Genomic DNA, 19,166 nt, shown 5'->3' with positions numbered 1-19,166 from the left:
TAACCTCTTATGAAAATTTGTCTAAAAAAGTATAAATCATTAACTAAAAATAGGAATCAACCTATTGTTAAAAAAAAAAATAAAATAAAGACATTATTTTTCTGCAAGAGTCCAATAACATCTTTTAGGAGAAACGATTGTTTCATCTTTTTTCAATTCTTTCATTATCTTGTCCACTTCTTTTTTCTCAACACCTGAGATTTCACTTACCTTTTTTGCATTCAAAGGGTCTTCAGAACTTCTGAATGCTTCAATTACTTTTTCCTTGTCATCCATAATATCACCTTAAATTTATAGATTATATGAATCAATGACCTTTACAAGATTATCCCTTAAGGAGGGATTTGAAATTTCAAAGCCCATACTGTTCATTAGCTTGATGTCTGCTTTTGAATTGATTATTTCAGATTCAATCTTCTTTTCATGAATCGGGTTCTGTTTGAAATTGGTAATACCCTTTAAAATATTGAAAAGCTCTAAAATTGATGTTTCTTTTCCTGATCCGATGTTGACTTCTCCATTAAAATCAGATTTTGCAAAATGCATATTCGCATTTACAACATCATCAATGTAAATGAAATCCCTTGTCTGATTTCCGTCACCGTTTATGACTGGAGGACTATCAGCAATCATATTCCTGATGAATTGGGTTACTACATCACTGATTTCATTATTTTTTCCTTTATATCCATATACATTGAAATATCTCAAAGAAGTATATTCCATTCCATAATTTTCAAAATAATTTTTTAGATATAACTCAGATACGAATTTTGACAATCCGTAAGGTGATTTCGGTTGCGGATTCATGTCTTCAGATATCAATCCGTTGATGTCTCCATAAACTGCGGCTGATGAAGAGAATATTATTTTCTTGACATCATTTTTCCGTGCACCCTCCAGCAGTTTCAATGTTGAATTCGAGTTTACTGAGAGATACTCATACGGATTTTTGAAACTGTCGCATACGTTTATCTTTGCGCCTAAATGGAATACGTAGTCAATGTCCTCCAATAAACTAGCAAAATCGACATTTCCCATATCTTCATTGTGGAAAGTGACGTTTTCAGAATCTATTATGGCATCTGCAGGAGCATTATCTAGAACTATAATATGTTCATTATCTGGAATCAGTCTTTTGACAATGGGAAAACCTATAAATCCCATGCCCCCAGTTACAAGAATATTGGAGTCCCTTATCATTTTTCTAACCATAAACCATTTTACTTAATTAATCATTTATAATACCAAATTATTAAAATTATGTTTATTTTGTGCATTCAAAAATATTTTCATTTCTAATTAGGGCATAGCGCTCTATGGTTTCATAGCCGAGTTTCTTAATGAAGTCATCGGACAATAGCTTAAAGCCCGCATCAGTCAGTTTGTCTTTGAAATCTGTGCCGTAAAGCCTTAGATGATCATCTTGACCATAATATTTTTCACGCAATTCCGGCGTGTTGTATTCCTCATTTTCCAAGGTTACGGCCTCATCGAAAGGCATTTCAAATGATATGCCGTTGATTGGAACCAATACGAGTGCAATGCCGCCAGGCTTCAAGACCCTATACAGCTCAGACATTGCCTTTTTATCATCCTTTACATGTTCCAAAACGTGTGAGCAGTAAATGACATCGAAATAATTGTCTTCATAGGGAATATCCTGTATATCCACAACTTCCCTTACCCTGAAGTTTTCATCGGAGATGTCAACCGGATGATATTCAATGTCGCTATCCTTAAAAAGGTCATAAAATATCGGTTCCGGAGCAAAATGAAGAAGCTTATTTCCGTTTTTCAATAGATGAGTATTCCTTTTAAAGTACAGCCATAATGCCCTGTGGCGTTCATGGCTTAGGCATTCGGGACATTCGACTTCCCTGTGAATGATTTGAGGCCATGACCTAAAATCTGTGCCTATATGGCCGCAGACAGGACATTCCTTTTCAAATTCCTTTAATTTTTCCTTTAAACCATTGTTTTCTTCCAATAGCTTTTCATAATTATCTTTATAATATTTGTAGCTATTGCTTTTTTCTAAAAAAAATTCCTTCATCAATAAATGCTCCGATTATAAGTTTCAATTTGAATATGTTAATATATTATAATTTGAATATATATTGTATATATTTGTACATTATTATAAATAATCATTTACAATTCAAAACAATCAATGGAGAATTCTATGGTCAAGCTATCAGTCATCGTACCCTGTTATAATGTTGAAAAGTATCTATCAGAATGTCTGGACAGCATTTTAAACCAGACCTTTGAGGATATAGAAATTATCTGCATAAATGACGGGTCAACCGACAATACGCAGGATATTTTGGATTCCTATTTAAAAAAGGACAAAAGAATCAAGGTTATCAGCCAACATAATCAGGGCCTTTCAATGGCTCGAAATGTGGGTTTGAAAAATGTGACTGGAGAATATGTCACATTTATCGATTCCGATGATTATTTCGAACTTACAGCCTTTGAAGAGACCTTAAAAATCGTTGAAGAAAAATCCCTTGATCTGCTGATTTTCAAATTAATCAATTTTGATGCAGACACTTTTGAAAAACAGGAAAAGGACTATTATGAAATGAACTGCATAAAAGAGATCATTGGTGATAGCGTATTTAACCAGGAAGACATCGGAGAAAAATTTTACTACATGCCAGTCACAGCACCAGGGAAAATATACAGATATGAAATGATTAAGGATATGGAATTTCCAGTTGGAATGATTTTTGAAGACAATCCATTCTTTGTTGAAGTCATGTTCAGAGCAAAAAGAGCCTATTTTTACGACAAGCATCTCTATCTTCGAAGAGTGCGGTTCGACTCAATTACAAACTCCGCATATTCTAAATTCTATCATATGATTAGGATACACAATATGATAATCGACATAACAAGGAAATACGGATACTTTGAAAAATACCAAACAAGACTCTACAGGAGGAAAATTTCACAAATCCACTGGTACTTTACATTAATAGATGATGAAGATGACAAGGAGTTTTATTATCAAAAGATGAGGGAAGACTATAAAAAATGTGATGATGAATACAAATCCAGCGAAGCGTTTTACAAACTTCCAAGAAGGCTTCAGAACTTCTTCAATTTTGCCATTGAATACGAAAGCCATGAAGAATATCGGCTTAAAACTGAAAACTACGACTTATTCTATTCAAATTATGACCTTTCAAAGGAAAATAAAAAATTGAAAAGGGAAATCAATGCTTTGAAAGACTTGAACAGGAATCTATTAAATTCAAAAAGCTGGAAGCTGACTGAACCTTTAAGAAAATTAAACAGGAAGGGAGGATCAAAAAATGGTTGAAATATCAATCATCATGCCTGTTTACAATTCACAGGACCATCTGAAAGACACCCTTGATTATATCCTCAATCAGACATTCGATGATTTTGAACTGATATGCGTCAATGACGGCTCCGGCGATGATTCATTGGAAATACTGAACGACTATTCATTTAAAGATTCTCGCATTAAGGTTTTTTCCCAGGAAAATAAAGGACAGGGTTCAGCCAGAAACAAAGGACTGGAACATTGCACTGGCAAATATGTCTATTTCATGGATTCCGATGATTGTATAATCCCTAAATTTTTAGAGTTGGTTCATGACAATATTAAAAACAACAGCTCTGAAATTGTCATGTTCAAGACCGGAAACATTGAAAGCGGCAACAAAATTGATACCCCTCCGTTGTTCCCATTCGATGAAGTCTTCAAAGATGCGGACTTCAATGACTTTACCTTCGACTACACTAACGTGCGAAAATACGTTTTGAATTCATCCTTTGCGCCATGGACCAAGTTTTACAAAAAGGAACTGTTTGATAGGTATGACGATTTCAAATTCAATGAAAAGCTGCCTTACGAAGATGTTCTCTTTCACATAAAATCCATGCTTAGGGCAACAAGGATTTCATTTGTTCCTGAATATCTCTATTACTATCGCATTGACAATCCTAATTCATCCTCCTTCAACTATGAATCACATATCAAGATTTTTGATGTTATAGATGAGGTTGAAGAGTTTCTTAAAAAAGAAAATTATCTGAATGATTTTGAAAAGGAATTTGAATTCTTTAAATTAAGGCAGATTACATACCATATGATTACCCCAATAAACGAAGAGCATTTCAAACTGGCCAAGCAATACCTTAATGGAATTGATATTGCTAAAAACGATTTGATTCCTGACTATCAAAGAAAGGAATATCAGATCTTTTATGAAAACGATGCCGCCAAGACCTATGAAAGGGAAATCAATTTATATCTGCTTCAAAGGGAACAGGATGAATTGAAGGAAAAAAACAGCATGCTTGAATTGGAAAATTCCAGACTGAAACATGAAAAAAATGAATTGGAAAGCAAGAAAGAGGAAATATTATCCTCCAGAAGCTGGAAATTGACAAAAGTGTTCAGAAGCACTTTCAATCTATTCAGAAGAAATTAAAGAATTTTACGTGAAATATATGGAAATTACAGCTCGCGAAATGAAAAAATCAATTGAAAGGATTTACGAAAGACTCGAAAAAGTGACACCGGTCGATTTCGATTGCGGAAAATTGTGCGGTGAGGTCTGCTGCGTTTACGATACTGATGAAAACAACACAGAGGAGCTTGTGCTTTATCTTTTGCCCGGCGAAGAGCTGATGTATGAAGACAGCAACAGCTTTGAGTTATACTATCTTGATTCCTCTGAAATCAAATACCCTCATTCCTGGAAGGACAGCATCTACCTTGTAAAATGCAAGAATCCCCCTAAATGCGACAGGAAAATAAGGCCTATCCAGTGCAGGACATTTCCTTTGGTTCCCCACATCACCAAAAATGGGGAATTCCATTTGGTATTGGATGAAACCGAATTTCCATATGTCTGTCCAATAGTTCGAGACCATATCAAACTCAACGACGATTTTATTAAAGTAACCTATGAAGTGTGGAAAATGCTTATCGCAAATCCATTGGTTTATGATTTGGTTGATATGGATTCAAAGGACAGGGACAAAAGAACATCAGATTACAAAATTATAATATAGGCTTAATCACAAACTACTATCATGTTCAAAAAAATCATCATTATTACCATAACATTTTTTATATTAATCAATGCTGCAAGTGCTATGGACACTTCAAATTGGACAACTGCAACTGTCGGCTATGAAGAGTTTAAAATACCTCCCCAATATGAAAATCCTTATTCAAGCGACTTTCATATGTACGAATACGATGAGGACATTGATGAATTTACAATCAGATACGTCAATCCAAACATAATGAGCCTATATGGATATTTCCTGGAACATAACAGCTATGCAAAAAAAGTTGTCGTTGCAGGCCATGATGCAATACATTTCATGACATATGACCGCCACGATGAGAAAAACAATTCCAAATTATGGTTTTCATCAGGAGAAGAGTTTTACTATATAACATGGAGAGGCACTAACATCACTCCGACAATTGAAGCCGTGGTGAACAGTTCATCACCTTCTGCATATAACCATACTGAATTCTATTCAATATTGAATGATGAGCTTCAAAATTACAAGATTGTGGATGCCATCGAGTCACAAAGATATGACTATCCTAGAAGTGATGACGGAAGCCATACGTTCTTCTCAGTCGGAACAAACGGATTCGGATTTGGAGTTATCAGCTGATTACTCCAACTTCCAGTTTATTTCACCCAAACCATTCTCATTTAAAAATTCATTAGCTAGTTTAAAATGATTTGATCCAAAAAATCCGCGTCTTGCAGAAAACGGACTTGGATGCGAGGTTATCAAAACCAAATGAATGGGATTGGTTATCAATTCTTTTTTCTTTTCTGCCTGTTTTCCCCACAGCATGAATACTATAGGCTTCTTTTGGTCGTTTAGGATTTTAATCACATTATCCGTGAATGTCTGCCATCCGCATTTGCTGTGTGAATTTGCATTTCCTTCCTCTACTGTCAGTACTGTATTCAATAAAAAAACGCCTTCATTTGCCCAGCTTTCAAGACATCCTGATGAAGGAATAGGATATCCATATTCGTCATTTATTTCATTGAAGATATTCTTTAGTGACCTTGGTATAGGATGCCCTTCCGGTGTTGAAAATGCAAGCCCGTGAGCCTGGCCCTCTTCATGATAGGGGTCCTGGCCTAAAATAACTGCTTTAACGTTGGATAGTGGTGTTAACTTAAATGCATTGAAGATTTCATCATATGGAGGATAGATGGTCTTTGAAGAGTATTCCTCATCAACAAACTCCTTGATTTCAATAAAGTACTCCTTTTCAAATTCTTCTTTAAGGACACTGTCCCAGTCATTACCAATCATGTTATCTTCTTATTTTATCGGCAAATTTAACTACTTTTCTGGATTTGAATTCTTCGATAGTGTCTTCCAGCCTTTTATTTTTACTTTCAAGCTTTTGGTTTTTATATTCAAGTGAACTAATCTTATTTTTCAATGAGTTGATTTCTTCCTTTTGCACAAATGTTTCATACATTTTCTCTACAGGATCGATAATGTCATTTTCTATCAGTATCTTGTTTCTTGAATTGATGAATCGGATCTTATAGTATCTTGTGAAAAACTGAAACTCCTTTGAAACCTTTATTGAATTCAAACAATCAGGACAGTTCAATTCCCATTTCTTAATGGAATTATTTAAAATATCGTTGTGTGGAATTCTAAAAGAGAATGACCTGCCTCCGATATCATATTCTAATGGATATGTCTTTTTATCAAAATCTATGACATTTTCCATAATGATTTCATCAACCCTGAAATTGGATTTTCCATCAACGATAAACTCTCCTGAATCAAATGACACATCTGAGATTATGATTTCATTGTCCTGCTTTCGCCTATAATCAAGGTACAAATAAGAATCTACGCCCATATCAAGATCCATGTCGAATTCATCGAATGTATGGGACTGCCTGTGCCTGTTTTTTATGAAAGCATCCTTTTCAAACCCGTCAAAGATGCAGATAACCTTAACTTTCAAGTGATTTTTATCATCGAACATTCCAAATGGAATTGTTATCTGTTTGTTTTCCAAATCGACATCAACTGGATACTCCCTGTCTTCACCAACCAATTTGGCTACAACATCATATGAAATATCTTCTGTAAGATAATTGAGAGATTCCTCAAATTTCAAAAGCAAGCTATCTTCATTAAACATGACATCCACCAATTCTACGGATAGTTCTTCATCCTTAATATCCCTGCTAAAATTGAAATCGTTTCCATATTGATTGACGACTGGTGGAATGTGAGGATTTTTACATAATTCATCTTCCAGCGGAGCAAACATCAATAATTTGTCAAAATCCCTGTTTTTAATCAGTTTAAACAGCACTTTTTTATAAGAGTTCTGGCTTTCAATTATTTCATCAGGGATTAGCTTGACGATGTCATAAACCTGTGAAATGAATTCCTCCTGATATTCAGGGTCATAATTATCTATCCTTTTGAGATTGAATTTCAAATCGTGATTGATCCACTTGTCATATATCCTGTTTCTTATCTCATCGCTGACATCAAATTCGTCAAGTATATCAAGAGACATTCGAGTAATCTCAAGCCGGTTTCTGAAATTCTTAATACTCTTGTCCTGTTGGGTTACTGAAGTATTGTCGCTTCTGAGCCTCCAGTAATTTGTGATAACTGGAGTGATTGAAATAGACTCGGCCAAAATATATGCTTTAAGGCTAAATGGAATATCCTGGAAGGAAATCTTTTTATCCGGAAACTTGATATTGTTTTTTCTTAGGAATTCTGTTTTATAAAGCTTGTTCCATGTTACGGTATCCCATAGAAGTGAAGGCATTTCGTTCAATGTGGTCTTTTCGATGACTTCATCCATTCCAAAAAAACTGTTCTTGAAAAGGTTGTCTTCCCATACGTTATAAAGAGCAAACCTCAAGACATTACCCACAACTATGTCGCTTCCGGTCTTCAGTGCCAATTCATATAGGGTTTCATATGCATCCCTGGGCAGATAATCATCTGAATCTAAAAAAATAGTATATTCTCCCTTTGCTAAACTCAAACCGTAGTTTCTTGTAATACCCTGACCTTCATTTTCCTTATGATATGCATGAAAATTGTCATAATCCAATGCATATTTCTCAATAATGTATCTTGACTCATCGGTAGCTCCGTCATCAACCATGATGACTTCAAGGTCATCGAGTATTGTCTGGCTTGCAAGGGATATTAAAGTCTCTTCAAGATAATATTCTGTATTATAAATGGGCATAATAACAGAAATTTTTGGATTTTCCATAAGATAACCTCTAAATAGTATTATAATAATAATTATAATTTTTAATCTTATTTAAATCTAATCATAAACTGCTTTAATTATAATAATATTTGATTTCAAGTTATATTAGATTGAAATATTGATTATTATCAAATTTCGAATTTTCGATTAAAGAAAAGTTTAGAATTCTCCTTTAAATTTTAAAAAAGTAATTTATTTTACTTTAAAATACTAATAATTTAAATATTTTCAAGTATAACCTTAATATATGTATGAAAAAAAGAGATTAGAATATATTGATTTTTTAAAGTTTTTAGCCATATTTGCAATTGTGGCATTACATGTCTTTCAGGTATGGAAAGGCGGACCTCAAATAAAGCATATAGACATTTATGCATTCTCTCAAATAACACGATTTGGCGTTCCTCTCTTTATAATGATAAGTGGAGCGCTTTTATTGAATAGAGATATTGAAATTAAATCCTTTTTAAAACGAAGAACAAGCAGGCTTATATATCCTTTCATATTCTTCTTTATATTAACATATGTATTTGCACACTTGACAAATATGGGCGTAAGCCAAGTAAGCAACATCTTTGCATTCAAATGGTATTTCTGGATGATTTTAGGTGTATACTTCTCAATACCAATCATAAACAAGTTCATTCAAAATTCCACAATGGAAGAAATTGAATATTTCATCATCATGATTTTTGCTGCTGCAATATTCTATCAGACAACATACCACTTCAAAATCGAAATGTTTCTTGACTTGAACATGTTCCTGTCCCCATTGGGATACCTTGTTTTAGGATACTACTTGTCTAAAAAAGATTTCGGTATTAGCACTAACAAGATGGTTTCAATAGCTTTGATACTGTTCATCGTGACCACCCTTGTCAAGTTTGGCGGACAGATTCATGTTCTTCCACTGCTCGAAAACTTCGAAGCTGCTAAATCAGCAATGCTCAGTTCCTATCTTGATTTAGGTATTACAGAACTCTTGCAAACTTCCGCAGTATTCGTATTGGGCAAATACATCTATGAATGCACTCAAGGATTATACCTGCCGGTCAAAAATCTACTGCAGACAACCGTCATATCAAAAAGCGTACTTTCCATAAGTAGGGCAAGTTATGGAATCTATTTAATCAACACAATACCTACTGTGTTCTTCCATAATACCATCAAGCATATGCATTTGACCGGAACTGAAGTATTCCTTGCAATTATTTGCTTGTCAATAATCGTATTCATCGTATCATGGATAATTATTGTTATTTTAAGTAAAATACCATACATCAATAAGCTATCCGGATACGCATAAGTTTTAATTAATTTTAAAACTTATTTTTTATTTTTTTTATGAGGTTATCAAAATGGCCGAATTGACTTTTAGAAACGCAACAGAAGATGATGTTGGCTTGATTTTGGAATTTATCAAAAAACTTGCCGATTATGAAAAAAGATTGGATGAAGTAATAGCGACAGAGGAATCCCTGAAAAAATGGATTTTCGAAAAAAAGCAGGCTGAAGTTATTTTTGCCCTTGAAGACGAAAAGGAAATTGGGTTTGCACTGTTTTTCTTAAGCTTTTCAACATATATCTCAAATGTCAACCTTCATCTGGAGGACCTCTTTGTCGATCCCGAATATCGTGGAAGGGGATACGGAAAAGCCCTCCTTAAACAGCTTGCAAAAATAGTCGTTGATAGGGGTTACGGCAGGTTTGAATGGACTTGTCTTTCATGGAACAAGCCAAGCATTGACTTTTATTTGTCCTTAGGCGCTAAACAGAAGGATTGGAATGTCTTTCATTTAACTGGTGAAGAATTGGAAAAGCTAGCCAATGACTGAGGGCTATTTTTCCCTGACAATTTTTCCGGTCATATGTTCGACATTCAGTTCAAAGACTGCAGTCCTGTCTAGAAGTCTTCTGATTTCATCTTCAGTTTCTTCAGGTGTCGGAAAATATTTGTTTCCAAGATAAGTCAATTTCTCTTTCTTTTCATCATCATCATTTAAAATCCTGATTTTGCCAAATGCTATGACGCTTTTGAAGGTGTACCACCAGCTGTCAGCTTCCTTTACCCCATCATTTAAAACGCAGAATGAAACTTTTTCATGTTTTCTTATTGAATCAATCTTGTGGCCCTCCATGGCTGCGTGGAAATATAATTTACCGTCAACGTATACATAATCCATTGGAACTGTGTAAGGATACTCATCATCACCCAAAACCGCCAGAACACCACGTGACTGGGCATTTAAAATTTCGACGCATTCCTCCTTGGACAGTTCCTGTTTGTGCCTTCTCATTTTTCGAAACATGACAATCCCGTTATAATTAATTTGATATGATAATCTATCTGTAAAGCAATATTAAAAAATTTATATAATTTGTGTTGATTAATATAATATAAAAGGTTTCAAGGATTGATTTTATGCAGGATAAGGATTTGAAAATGGAAACAAAATGTTATGATGCTAGTGAATATGGCTACCTTTACGGATTAAACAAAAGAATTCCCGATGAGGAATTTGAAAAAGTGAAAAGCTATATGGTTGATTTTAGAAGAAAAGATTTTGCTGATGGTATAATTAAAGTTACCGGAAGGCCTGAAGGTTATAGATGCCTGGAAAAGGATGTTGCAAAAGTTGAAGAAATTTTAGGTATTGAAAACACCCTCCAAAAAAGGCAGGACAAAATCAAAAAGGCTTTTGAAAATCCAATATCCAAATCAAATCTTAAGGACAATGCATACAATTGGCTTAACACATTATTCAAAAATGGCGGAACCAGACCAAAACAGAACCTGTCCAGATTAGCCCTTCATTCAACAAAAATATATGACCCTGAAGACAGCTTCAAGATAGGGGCTGAAAAAGGGGAAGGTGTTCTTTTCATATATACCCCTCACGGAATGTGGTATATCATAAACAATTGCGGTGAAAATAGCGATTTATCACTGAACAATGTTGAATCAAAAGACGGCGGTGCAATAGGTTACAGGCTTATGTATGAGGATACTGTGGATACACTCATCAGAATATATACTGAAGAAAACCTTTACACCGGTGAAAAATTATACTAATCCTCAAATTCCTTTTCAAGAAGGATTGTTACAGGACCGTTGTTCAACAAATCCACTTTCATATATGCTCCAAACACACCGCTTTCAACTTCAGTGCCTTCAGAGCACTTTTCTTTGAAATATTCAAATAGCTCTGTTGCACTTTCAGGATTCATTGCCTTATGGAATGAAGGCCTGTTCTTTTTTGTTGATGCATATAAAGTGAATTGGGGAACCAGCAATAGTTTTCCATTGATATCCTGAACGGATCTGTTCATTCTTCCGTTCTCATCCTTGAATATTCTTAGTTTCAATAATTTTTTTGCAAGATAGTCTGCTTCTTTTGTTGTGTCATTGACTCCAAATCCGACCAAGACCATCAATCCTTCATCAATCTTGCCGACTATTTCATCATCTACTTCTACGCCGGCTCTTGTTACCCTCTGAACTACCAATTTCATAAATAATCTCCTAATAGTTATATCTTGATTTTTATATGTTAAATATTTTTTTTAAAAAAATTATTCAATTGAACTACTTCATCTTATTTTAGAAATCCAATGTGAGAATATTTTCTATAAGTCAATGAATATCAATTATTCGAATGATTAAATAGATGGTTTTTGACCCAACATGTAACTTAATAATAGCTATTTTTAATAATTATTATAGAAAAAAACTTGAAAAAAATAGAAAAAAATGAAAGATGAAATCATCTAGAGAATTGATATTATGGCAAATACAATGAAAATGAAAATTATGCAGACACAGCATGACTTTAAACCATCATTTTCTTTAGAATCTGAACTTGAGGATGTTGATGTTGCACTATACACCTTTGGCTTAGGTTCCTCTTTTTCATAGACCTCTAAAAGCTTGATGGCTACCATTATGGACCTGACCAATGCTATAAACATGACCAGAAGTATTATCCATACATAATAGGCTGCCATGACTTCAGAAGAGAACTTTGCAGAGGCAAGAAAATAAAAAAACCAAGGCAATTCATAAGTAATTCCCTCTAAAATCCAGTTTCTGTTGTCTGCCTTTAATCCAATGTAGATAAATCCCACTCCCGGAAAAATGAAAGTGAATGGGAATATTACCCACCAGGATTTTTTGATTTTATCGATTGTATCCATATTATCAATAGTTATTCAAGCAATTCATTGTTTTTGGTTTCGATTTTTTCAACGACCTTTTGGCCTTCATCCGCCATGTCACTGAATAAAAGTATTGTCTCTTTCATTTTTGGAAGTGCTTGCTGCTTATATGTGCTTACATCTTCGATAGCCTGAATGGCTTCTGAAAATGATGCCTTAAGAACTTCCGGAGAAATCATTGTTTCAGCGCTGTGCTTTTGAATTTCGCTTCCTTGCTCCTTAAGCATATGGGAAGTTGATTCTATGATGTTTTCTGTTGTGGAATTCAGGATATTGATCTTATCCATTACAATTTTTTGGTCATACAGTGCGCTTGCAACCATGACACCTGTTCTGAGTGCAGATACGGTTACGTTTTTGGCACGGTTAACACCACGGATAAGTTCCTTGTTGTTTCTTCTGATTACGTTAAGTGAAACGATTCCTTGCTGGTTTACAACAATCATCTGCTGCATATCCATTATCCTTTGTCTGAGTGGGAATAAAACCTCTTCACGAACAAATGCAATTTTATCAGATTCAACACCTTCCATCTCAGCACGATTGATTTGCGCTTCGATTGATTCATCCATTTTTTTACCGAGTTCAATGTCTGCAAGAAGCTTATTGGTGATTTCCCTCAAGTAGTTCTCTTCGCTCAAAAGGGTTACGTTATCATTCTGAAGGACTTTGCTGCTGTGGTCAAGTGAATCGATAATGTCTGAAATGGCTGTTTCCGCCTTTTCATATTTTGCAAAGTACTTGTGGATAGGATTTAAAAGATTTCCCAAAACGCCTTTCTTTGCAAAGTCGATTTTGCTTGGATCCAAATCTTTCATTTGCTTGTCCAGTTCGACAAGTTTGTCTCCAATGTTTTCTGCTTCCTTGCCTTTTTTGCTTAAATCGACACATCTTGTAGCTAGAATTTCATTTTTGCTTGAAGATTTTGACATGTCATCCATACCAAAACTTTCAATAGGCTTAATGATCTTTTCTCTTTCGTTAGGATTGCTGAAATCAGTTTCGAAAATTGCGGTTGCGTTTTCTTCAGCCTGATTTTTAATATTGGAATTTTCTAATTTTACCTCTTCCTCTTTGAGAGTGTCTTCAACATCCTTTTTTATTTCATCAATATCAAGTGAAAACTCGGCCATTTTTATCACCTTTTATTTATTATTTTTTTGTTGTTCAAAGTCAATTTTATTCTTGTCCAGTTTAGCTTCTGATTCCTTAATCACACGGTCATCCTTTATGACCTGAAGCTTTGCATGGTCAACATCAATGTATTTGTATGAAGTATAATGACCTACGGAATTTCCGTAATCTGAATCATAATATGCTGATGAAAGGGTTTCAATCTCGTTTCCCAATTCAGTGTCATTCTTGTCATAGTATGTTGTCTTTAAAAGATAGCCATCCTTATTTGATGGCACCTTATTGAATAATACATATAAATAATACGTATAACTTGTTTTTCCACTATTATCGCTGTCATATGCATTTATTTCCTTAATAATGAAATCGAATTCGCTGGCTTCCTTATCTACCTTATCATTAACATCATTGCTGTGGTCACCGCCACCGGCAAATATCAATATACCTCCTATTATAAGTACGATAAATATTAACGCTAAAAATATCTTTCCATTTGAGAATATGCTCAGATTTCTTGATGCTGCAGGATTGGAGATTCGTGTTCCGCACTCCAAGCAAAACTGTGACTCATCAGGTAACTCTTTTCCACATTTTGGGCATTTAATTGTCATTTCAATCACTCATATTCCTTTACGGATTCTATTAAGTTTTCCATATCATCGATTAAATCTTTAACATCACCATTAGATTTACTATCGGAACTTATATTTATAACCAGCTCATTTGTCAAATCTTCGATTTGGTCAATCAATGATTTCAATGTTTCGATTTTATGTTCTAATTCCTCATCGACCCTTGGAGTATCATCAGCAGCCAATCTTGTAATGTTTAAAGCTGAATCGGCTTCCATATAAAACAGTTCGTGACATTTGTTGATTGTGGACATGAACCTGTCATAAGTGATTTGAGGAGGCTGGAATCTTTTTTCTATAAGACCCTTTACAACATCTTCCTTGGCATCATATACAACTTTCAACTCTTCGATTTCCTTTTGATATTTCCGGAGAGATTTCAAACCCTGATCTTCACTTTTTGGCTTTTGTACAGTTTCAGTTACCTTATTGGCCAGTGGTTTTGGTTTATTTGCAGCTTTTACACCGCTTGTGGAAGTGTAATTTTTCAAATTGAAGATATAATACAGATAAACCAATGGAAGTATGAACATGATAAGCATGAAAAACATTCCAAAGCTGTTTCCAGAATAAAAGACAGGAATGGCAATGCATGCTGCTGTTACATAATACAGACCCAAAATCCATGGAAGTGAATTGTTGAAACGCATGACATCTCCGTTATTGCCGTATCCATAAGCCAACCTGATTTTGCTGGCCTCGATTGATTCTGGGGCGTGCTCCAATATTTCATCCTCAGTTAAAATATTGACATTGGGCTCGACAATGAACTTCAAGTCTGAAAGCGTTTCAATGCAGTTTATTCTGTTTCCCCTGCTGTCGTAAGCCTTGGAATCATTAAATTTTGGTGGTGTGGTTAACCTTCTAATTTCATTTTGCTTTCTGTTTTCGATAGCCATTAATTATTTCTCCAATGAAATTATATATTAGAATATATTACTTTAATGCTTTTAAATATTTGTATTTAAATTGTTAATATATAAAAAAATGTTAATTTTGTAAGGTGATTTAATGGCCCTTATTGATGATTTGCTTAAAAGAAGAAGTGTGCGCAGATATAAAGATGAAAACATTCCCAAAAAGGATTTTGAGAAAATTTTACAAGCAGGACTTTTAGCCCCAACAAGCAGAAACAGAAAACCATGCAACTTTTTGATAGTTGAAAACAAACAAACACTTGAAAAGCTATCAAAAGCTAAAGAAAGCGGAGCTGAAATGTTGACAGGATGCAATAAGGCCATTGTCGTTGTTGCAAACCCAATGATTTCAAACACATGGATTGAAGATTCATCAATTGCCCTTGGATATATGCACCTGATGGCCGCCAGCCTTGATATCGGAAGCTGCTGGGTTCAAATTCACCTGAGAAAAACTTCAGATGGTGAAGATTCAGAAAATGCCGTTAAAGAGATTATCGGCGTTGACGATTACTATAGGATTGTTGGAATATTGGCGCTTGGCATTCCCAAAAATGAAGTGAAGCCATACGCCCTTGAGGATATCGATAAAAGCAGAATCCACTTTCTCGTTTAATCCTCATCCAGTGAACTCTTTACGAATTCTGTGGTTTCCCTAACCACTTCTGCAGCTTCATTAAATCTTTCCTTTTCATATTCATTCATATGAATCGGAACAATCATAGCAACGCCTTTTTTTGTTAAAACTGCAGGCACGCCTAACGATACGCCGTTTACACCTTCGATTTCACCGTCAAGATATATGCTTACGGTCAATATCTTATGGCTGTCTGTGATTATTGTTGAAATCAGGTTTGCAATAGCAAATGACGGACCGTATTCCGTTGCTCCCTTTTTGCTGATTATAGTGTTTCCGGCATTCTTAAGCCTGTTTACAAGCCTTATAACATCAACATCAACAGATTTTACGAAATATTTTAAAGGAATACCACCTATTGTTGTTGAGCTTAGCAAAGGAACCATATGATCTCCATGCTCACCGACAACACGGGTATGGATTTCAGAACTGTTTATATCCAAAAATCTTGAGAAATATGCCTTTAACCTTAATGAATCCAAGTGGTTTCCGACACCAATCACCCTATGCTTGTCAAATCCTGATGCCTCCAAAGCCACTGTTGTCATTATATCAACAGGATTTGTTGCAATCAGAATAATAGAATCCGGAGCGTGGATTGAAATCTGTTTTGCATATTCCCTCACTATCTTTGCATTTGGAACAGCCAAATCACGCCTGTTCATACCTTCTTTTCTTGGAATTCCAGCTGTAATCAGTGCGATAGATGAACCTTTCAAATCTTCATAATCTGAAGACGGAGTTAGCTTACAGTCAATGTCTTCAGCTGCCAAAGCGTCATACATATCAAATGTTTCTCCTCTAGCTTTATCGACGCTCTGGGCTCTTGCAAATAAAACTATTTCATCAACGGTATCTGCTCTTGCCAATGTAAATGCAACATGCTTTCCTATAATACCAGTTGATCCTAAAATACTTACCTTTACCATGTTAATATATTGTATATTATTCTATAAAAAGTATTCAACTGACTACTTCATGAGTATTATGAACTGCCCAATTTGAGCCCATACTTGCATAATAACAGTCAATATGCTTTTTCATCGCATCTGATAGCTGATAATTCAACCTGACAATCAGCCCGTCATCATAATTCTTATAGTATCTTGTTTTCATGTAGCTACAGCTCAGCCATTTAGAAGGGATATTATAAAATGACCCATAGGAATTGCTCACTAAAAAGTACCTGCCATCAGTTGAAATGTCCAGAAGAGCAACATAATGGTTTTTGGTATGGAACACGACAGCGCATCCACCTTTCCTGAGTTCATTTACGGAATCCAAAAATGAGCTCCTATAGAAGTAGGTGCATTTGAAATTGAGTTTTTCCATTGCACTTACCATTCCTGAGCATGCTGTCCCATCATAGGGGACTGTTCCTGACAATTTCGCCAGATAACTTTCACAATAGTAGTTTTTTAATACCTGGCTGCACATGCTACATGATGTCGGACCGCAGGTGTAGTCCGTATCCTGAGGGTCCCTCACTTCAGGATAGGTGTATGACTTGCCCCTCAGATTAACGCTGACCTGACCAGGCCAGTATCCATGTCTATTTGCACTTACTAACTTTTTGTTGACTTCCTTTTCGATGACATTCCATTTCTCACGAATCAACACATGATTTGTTTTCTGATAGCTTTTGGTTTTGAAAAATACATATTTGGTCAGTTTATTCTTTAAAAAAAGACAATGACTGTCCCTTTTCATCACTTCAAGATACTGTGATTTGGTCAATGTGTATGATGCTACGCCATCACCCCATACATAATCTGCAGGCATTACATCCAAATCAGGCTTTCCATTTACCAAAGGAATCTTATAGTAATTTGGGTCCTTTGGACTTCCTTCAATGCAGCTCACCTTTTTAAAAACCTGATATTTGCCATTCTTGACACCAATCCAATAATTTCCCGCTTTCATGTTGGGCTTGATTACTATCCAACCCTCAAAATTAGTCGTTTTTGTGAATTCCTTGTTTCCTATCACTATTTTCAAGGTCTTTTTGGAAATGTCTGGACCCTTAAGATATATCTTCAAGAATCCGCCTGTAAGCAACTTTGAATTACCTATCTTGATTGCCCTTTCCTTTTCTATATATATGCGCATATTCTTTGAGATGGCATTGTAATAAGAATCCTCTGCAAATTTAATAATCATGGCATAGGACATCGGTTTCAGATTTATCCTAAAGGCGATTTGACCGCTTTTGGAGGTTGTCCTCTTATAATTCTTACCGGCTATCCTTATTGTAATCTTTTTTCCTGATACTGCACGGCCATCCTCATCGAACAATGAGGCATACAGGTTATCCCCCTTAATGATTTGATTTGAAATATGGATAAGTTTGGTGTCCTTCTTATATAGGAAGAACTTGAAGGTCTTATTTGACATAGAAAAATCATCATCTCCCAAAAATGTGGCGGTCAGTTCATATGCCTTTGAGGGAAGCTTACCTATCTTCAATGATGCGATTCCATACTTATCTGTGGAAACTGTATGATTTGCATTGTTGAACAGCAATGTGACATTCCTATTTTTCACCGCATTGCCTTTGGAATCTGTCATGCAAACCTCTATTATACCTTCAGTCTTAATTTTTTGGGATTTTAGCGAAAGGAATGTGGATTCCCTTGTGTCGTCTGATTCCTTAAGAGAATCATTTGGCGAATTGGAAATGGATGTGTGTGATGGAGAACCGCCATCTGAAACCATATCCTCCCCAATATATTCTATAGAATCACTTTCATTTATATCTGTACTTAAAAAATCCATATCCCCATATGTTGTTGAATTTGCAGAGATTGAATCGCTTGCAGCAACACATCCAACGGATAAAAAAACAATCAAAACAAATAAAAACAAGGATTTCTTAAACATGATTTTTATTTTATAAAATTAACATTATAAACCTACTCATGAATACCATGTCATCTAATTCATACAATACAAAATAAATAAGTATTATTAAAAATAAACTAATTTCAACCAATAATGGGAGTTGTATAAATGGATTTCATAGTAGTTCTTGCAAAAGTATATCCTAAAGAAGGCTGTAAAGATACAATCATAGATTTGGCAGATGATTTAATTGAAAATACCCTTGCTGAAGAAGGAAATATTGACTACCAGTTACTGAAATCAATAAATGACAACACATTAACATTTATTGAAAAATGGAAATCATTAGAAGACCTTCAAAAACATATGGGATCACCACATTTCCAGCAATTTGGTATTGAAAGCAAAGACTTTGTTGAAGATATGAAAATTCAGGTTATAGGTGCAAACGAATTAAACCTATAATTTTTCTATTTTTT

Annotated in this window: 22 protein-coding genes; 9 read left to right on the top strand and 13 right to left on the bottom strand. The window is 34.9% G+C overall.

The features are described from left to right. Positions 1-93: 93 nt before the first annotated feature. From Q0W25_RS04180 to Q0W25_RS04170, 3 genes are read right to left on the bottom strand one after another with little or no spacing between them, the layout of a single operon-like run. On the bottom strand, positions 94-276 hold the full coding sequence (locus tag Q0W25_RS04180) for a MarR family transcriptional regulator (RefSeq protein ID WP_292827181.1): 183 nt from the start codon (positions 274-276) through the stop codon (positions 94-96). Between the two features lie 15 nt (positions 277-291). Next, a complete protein-coding gene (locus Q0W25_RS04175) occupies positions 292-1,215 on the bottom strand; it encodes an NAD-dependent epimerase/dehydratase family protein (RefSeq protein WP_298519290.1) in 924 nt (307 codons plus the stop codon). A 52-nt stretch (positions 1,216-1,267) separates the two neighbouring features. After that, the gene (locus Q0W25_RS04170) at positions 1,268-2,056 is read right to left on the bottom strand and encodes a class I SAM-dependent methyltransferase (protein WP_298519287.1); all 789 of its coding nucleotides are present in this window, start codon (positions 2,054-2,056) and stop codon (positions 1,268-1,270) included. A 129-nt stretch (positions 2,057-2,185) separates the two neighbouring features. On the opposite strand from Q0W25_RS04170, the gene Q0W25_RS04165 reads away from it, so the two are divergent. The 4 genes from Q0W25_RS04165 to Q0W25_RS04150 all read left to right on the top strand — a co-directional run bounded on the left by Q0W25_RS04165 (position 2,186) and on the right by Q0W25_RS04150 (position 5,685). Continuing rightward, positions 2,186-3,334: a glycosyltransferase gene (locus tag Q0W25_RS04165; protein WP_298519284.1), complete on the top strand. Its 1,149-nt coding sequence runs from the start codon at positions 2,186-2,188 to the stop codon at positions 3,332-3,334. Continuing rightward, the gene (locus Q0W25_RS04160) at positions 3,327-4,475 is read left to right on the top strand and encodes a glycosyltransferase (protein ID WP_298519281.1); all 1,149 of its coding nucleotides are present in this window, start codon (positions 3,327-3,329) and stop codon (positions 4,473-4,475) included. Before Q0W25_RS04165 ends, Q0W25_RS04160 begins: the two co-directional genes overlap by 8 nt. 19 nt (positions 4,476-4,494) lie before the next feature. Then, entirely contained in the window at positions 4,495-5,061 is a 567-nt protein-coding gene (locus tag Q0W25_RS04155) for a hypothetical protein (RefSeq protein WP_298519279.1), read from the top strand. Positions 5,062-5,145: 84 nt separating this feature from the next. Next, a complete protein-coding gene (locus tag Q0W25_RS04150; protein ID WP_298519276.1) occupies positions 5,146-5,685 on the top strand; it encodes a hypothetical protein in 540 nt (179 codons plus the stop codon). Here Q0W25_RS04150 and ung read toward each other — a convergent pair whose 3' ends face one another. After that, complete coding sequence (gene ung / locus Q0W25_RS04145; RefSeq protein ID WP_298519273.1) at positions 5,686-6,348, bottom strand: uracil-DNA glycosylase; 663 nt, start codon at positions 6,346-6,348, stop codon at positions 5,686-5,688. Between the two features lies 1 nt (position 6,349). Then, complete coding sequence (locus Q0W25_RS04140) at positions 6,350-8,311, bottom strand: glycosyltransferase (protein WP_298519270.1); 1,962 nt, start codon at positions 8,309-8,311, stop codon at positions 6,350-6,352. 247 nt (positions 8,312-8,558) lie between these two features. Between Q0W25_RS04140 and Q0W25_RS04135 the strand changes: the two genes are divergently transcribed. After that, positions 8,559-9,617 (top strand): acyltransferase, encoded by a 1,059-nt coding sequence (locus Q0W25_RS04135; RefSeq protein WP_298519267.1) that lies wholly within the window; start codon positions 8,559-8,561, stop codon positions 9,615-9,617. A gap of 52 nt (positions 9,618-9,669) precedes the next feature. Next, positions 9,670-10,146 (top strand): GNAT family N-acetyltransferase, encoded by a 477-nt coding sequence (locus Q0W25_RS04130; RefSeq protein ID WP_297826643.1) that lies wholly within the window; start codon positions 9,670-9,672, stop codon positions 10,144-10,146. 3 nt (positions 10,147-10,149) lie between these two features. On the opposite strand, the gene Q0W25_RS04125 is transcribed toward Q0W25_RS04130, so the two are convergent. Beyond that, entirely contained in the window at positions 10,150-10,620 is a 471-nt protein-coding gene (locus Q0W25_RS04125; protein ID WP_298519264.1) for a pyridoxamine 5'-phosphate oxidase family protein, read from the bottom strand. Positions 10,621-10,733: 113 nt separating this feature from the next. Here Q0W25_RS04125 and Q0W25_RS04120 point away from each other — a divergent pair, with 113 nt between their 5' ends. Then, complete coding sequence (locus Q0W25_RS04120; RefSeq protein WP_298519262.1) at positions 10,734-11,384, top strand: hypothetical protein; 651 nt, start codon at positions 10,734-10,736, stop codon at positions 11,382-11,384. Here Q0W25_RS04120 and dtd read toward each other — a convergent pair. The 5 genes from dtd to Q0W25_RS04095 all read right to left on the bottom strand — a co-directional run bounded on the left by dtd (position 11,381) and on the right by Q0W25_RS04095 (position 15,191). After that, positions 11,381-11,824: a D-aminoacyl-tRNA deacylase gene (gene dtd / locus Q0W25_RS04115; protein ID WP_298519259.1), complete on the bottom strand. Its 444-nt coding sequence runs from the start codon at positions 11,822-11,824 to the stop codon at positions 11,381-11,383. The genes Q0W25_RS04120 and dtd overlap by 4 nt on opposite strands. Before the next feature lie 255 nt (positions 11,825-12,079). Next, the gene (locus Q0W25_RS04110; RefSeq protein ID WP_297826631.1) at positions 12,080-12,505 is read right to left on the bottom strand and encodes a hypothetical protein; all 426 of its coding nucleotides are present in this window, start codon (positions 12,503-12,505) and stop codon (positions 12,080-12,082) included. 11 nt (positions 12,506-12,516) lie between these two features. Continuing rightward, entirely contained in the window at positions 12,517-13,659 is a 1,143-nt protein-coding gene (locus Q0W25_RS04105; RefSeq protein ID WP_298519255.1) for a toxic anion resistance protein, read from the bottom strand. Between the two features lie 12 nt (positions 13,660-13,671). Further along, positions 13,672-14,271, bottom strand: a complete 600-nt coding sequence (locus Q0W25_RS04100; protein WP_298519252.1) for a zinc ribbon domain-containing protein — start codon at positions 14,269-14,271, stop codon at positions 13,672-13,674. A gap of 5 nt (positions 14,272-14,276) precedes the next feature. Then, positions 14,277-15,191: a hypothetical protein gene (locus Q0W25_RS04095; RefSeq protein ID WP_298519249.1), complete on the bottom strand. Its 915-nt coding sequence runs from the start codon at positions 15,189-15,191 to the stop codon at positions 14,277-14,279. Positions 15,192-15,303: 112 nt separating this feature from the next. Between Q0W25_RS04095 and Q0W25_RS04090 the strand changes: the two genes are divergently transcribed. After that, positions 15,304-15,825, top strand: a complete 522-nt coding sequence (locus Q0W25_RS04090; protein ID WP_298519246.1) for a nitroreductase family protein — start codon at positions 15,304-15,306, stop codon at positions 15,823-15,825. Here the strand turns inward: Q0W25_RS04090 and Q0W25_RS04085 are convergent. Further along, complete coding sequence (locus Q0W25_RS04085) at positions 15,822-16,775, bottom strand: malate dehydrogenase (RefSeq protein WP_298519243.1); 954 nt, start codon at positions 16,773-16,775, stop codon at positions 15,822-15,824. The two genes, Q0W25_RS04090 and Q0W25_RS04085, sit on opposite strands and share 4 nt — an antisense overlap. Positions 16,776-16,809: 34 nt before the next feature. Then, positions 16,810-18,726: a hypothetical protein gene (locus Q0W25_RS04080; RefSeq protein WP_298519240.1), complete on the bottom strand. Its 1,917-nt coding sequence runs from the start codon at positions 18,724-18,726 to the stop codon at positions 16,810-16,812. Positions 18,727-18,855: 129 nt separating this feature from the next. Here Q0W25_RS04080 and Q0W25_RS04075 point away from each other — a divergent pair, with 129 nt between their 5' ends. Next, on the top strand, positions 18,856-19,152 hold the full coding sequence (locus Q0W25_RS04075) for a putative quinol monooxygenase (protein ID WP_297826615.1): 297 nt from the start codon (positions 18,856-18,858) through the stop codon (positions 19,150-19,152). Positions 19,153-19,166: the final 14 nt, after the last annotated feature.

The sequence above is a fragment of the uncultured Methanobrevibacter sp. genome (genome assembly GCF_947166415.1).
In the GTDB taxonomy this organism is placed as follows: domain Archaea; phylum Methanobacteriota; class Methanobacteria; order Methanobacteriales; family Methanobacteriaceae; genus Methanocatella.
Note: the sequence above shows the minus strand (reverse complement) of the source record. Positions and strands in the feature narration are given on the sequence as shown.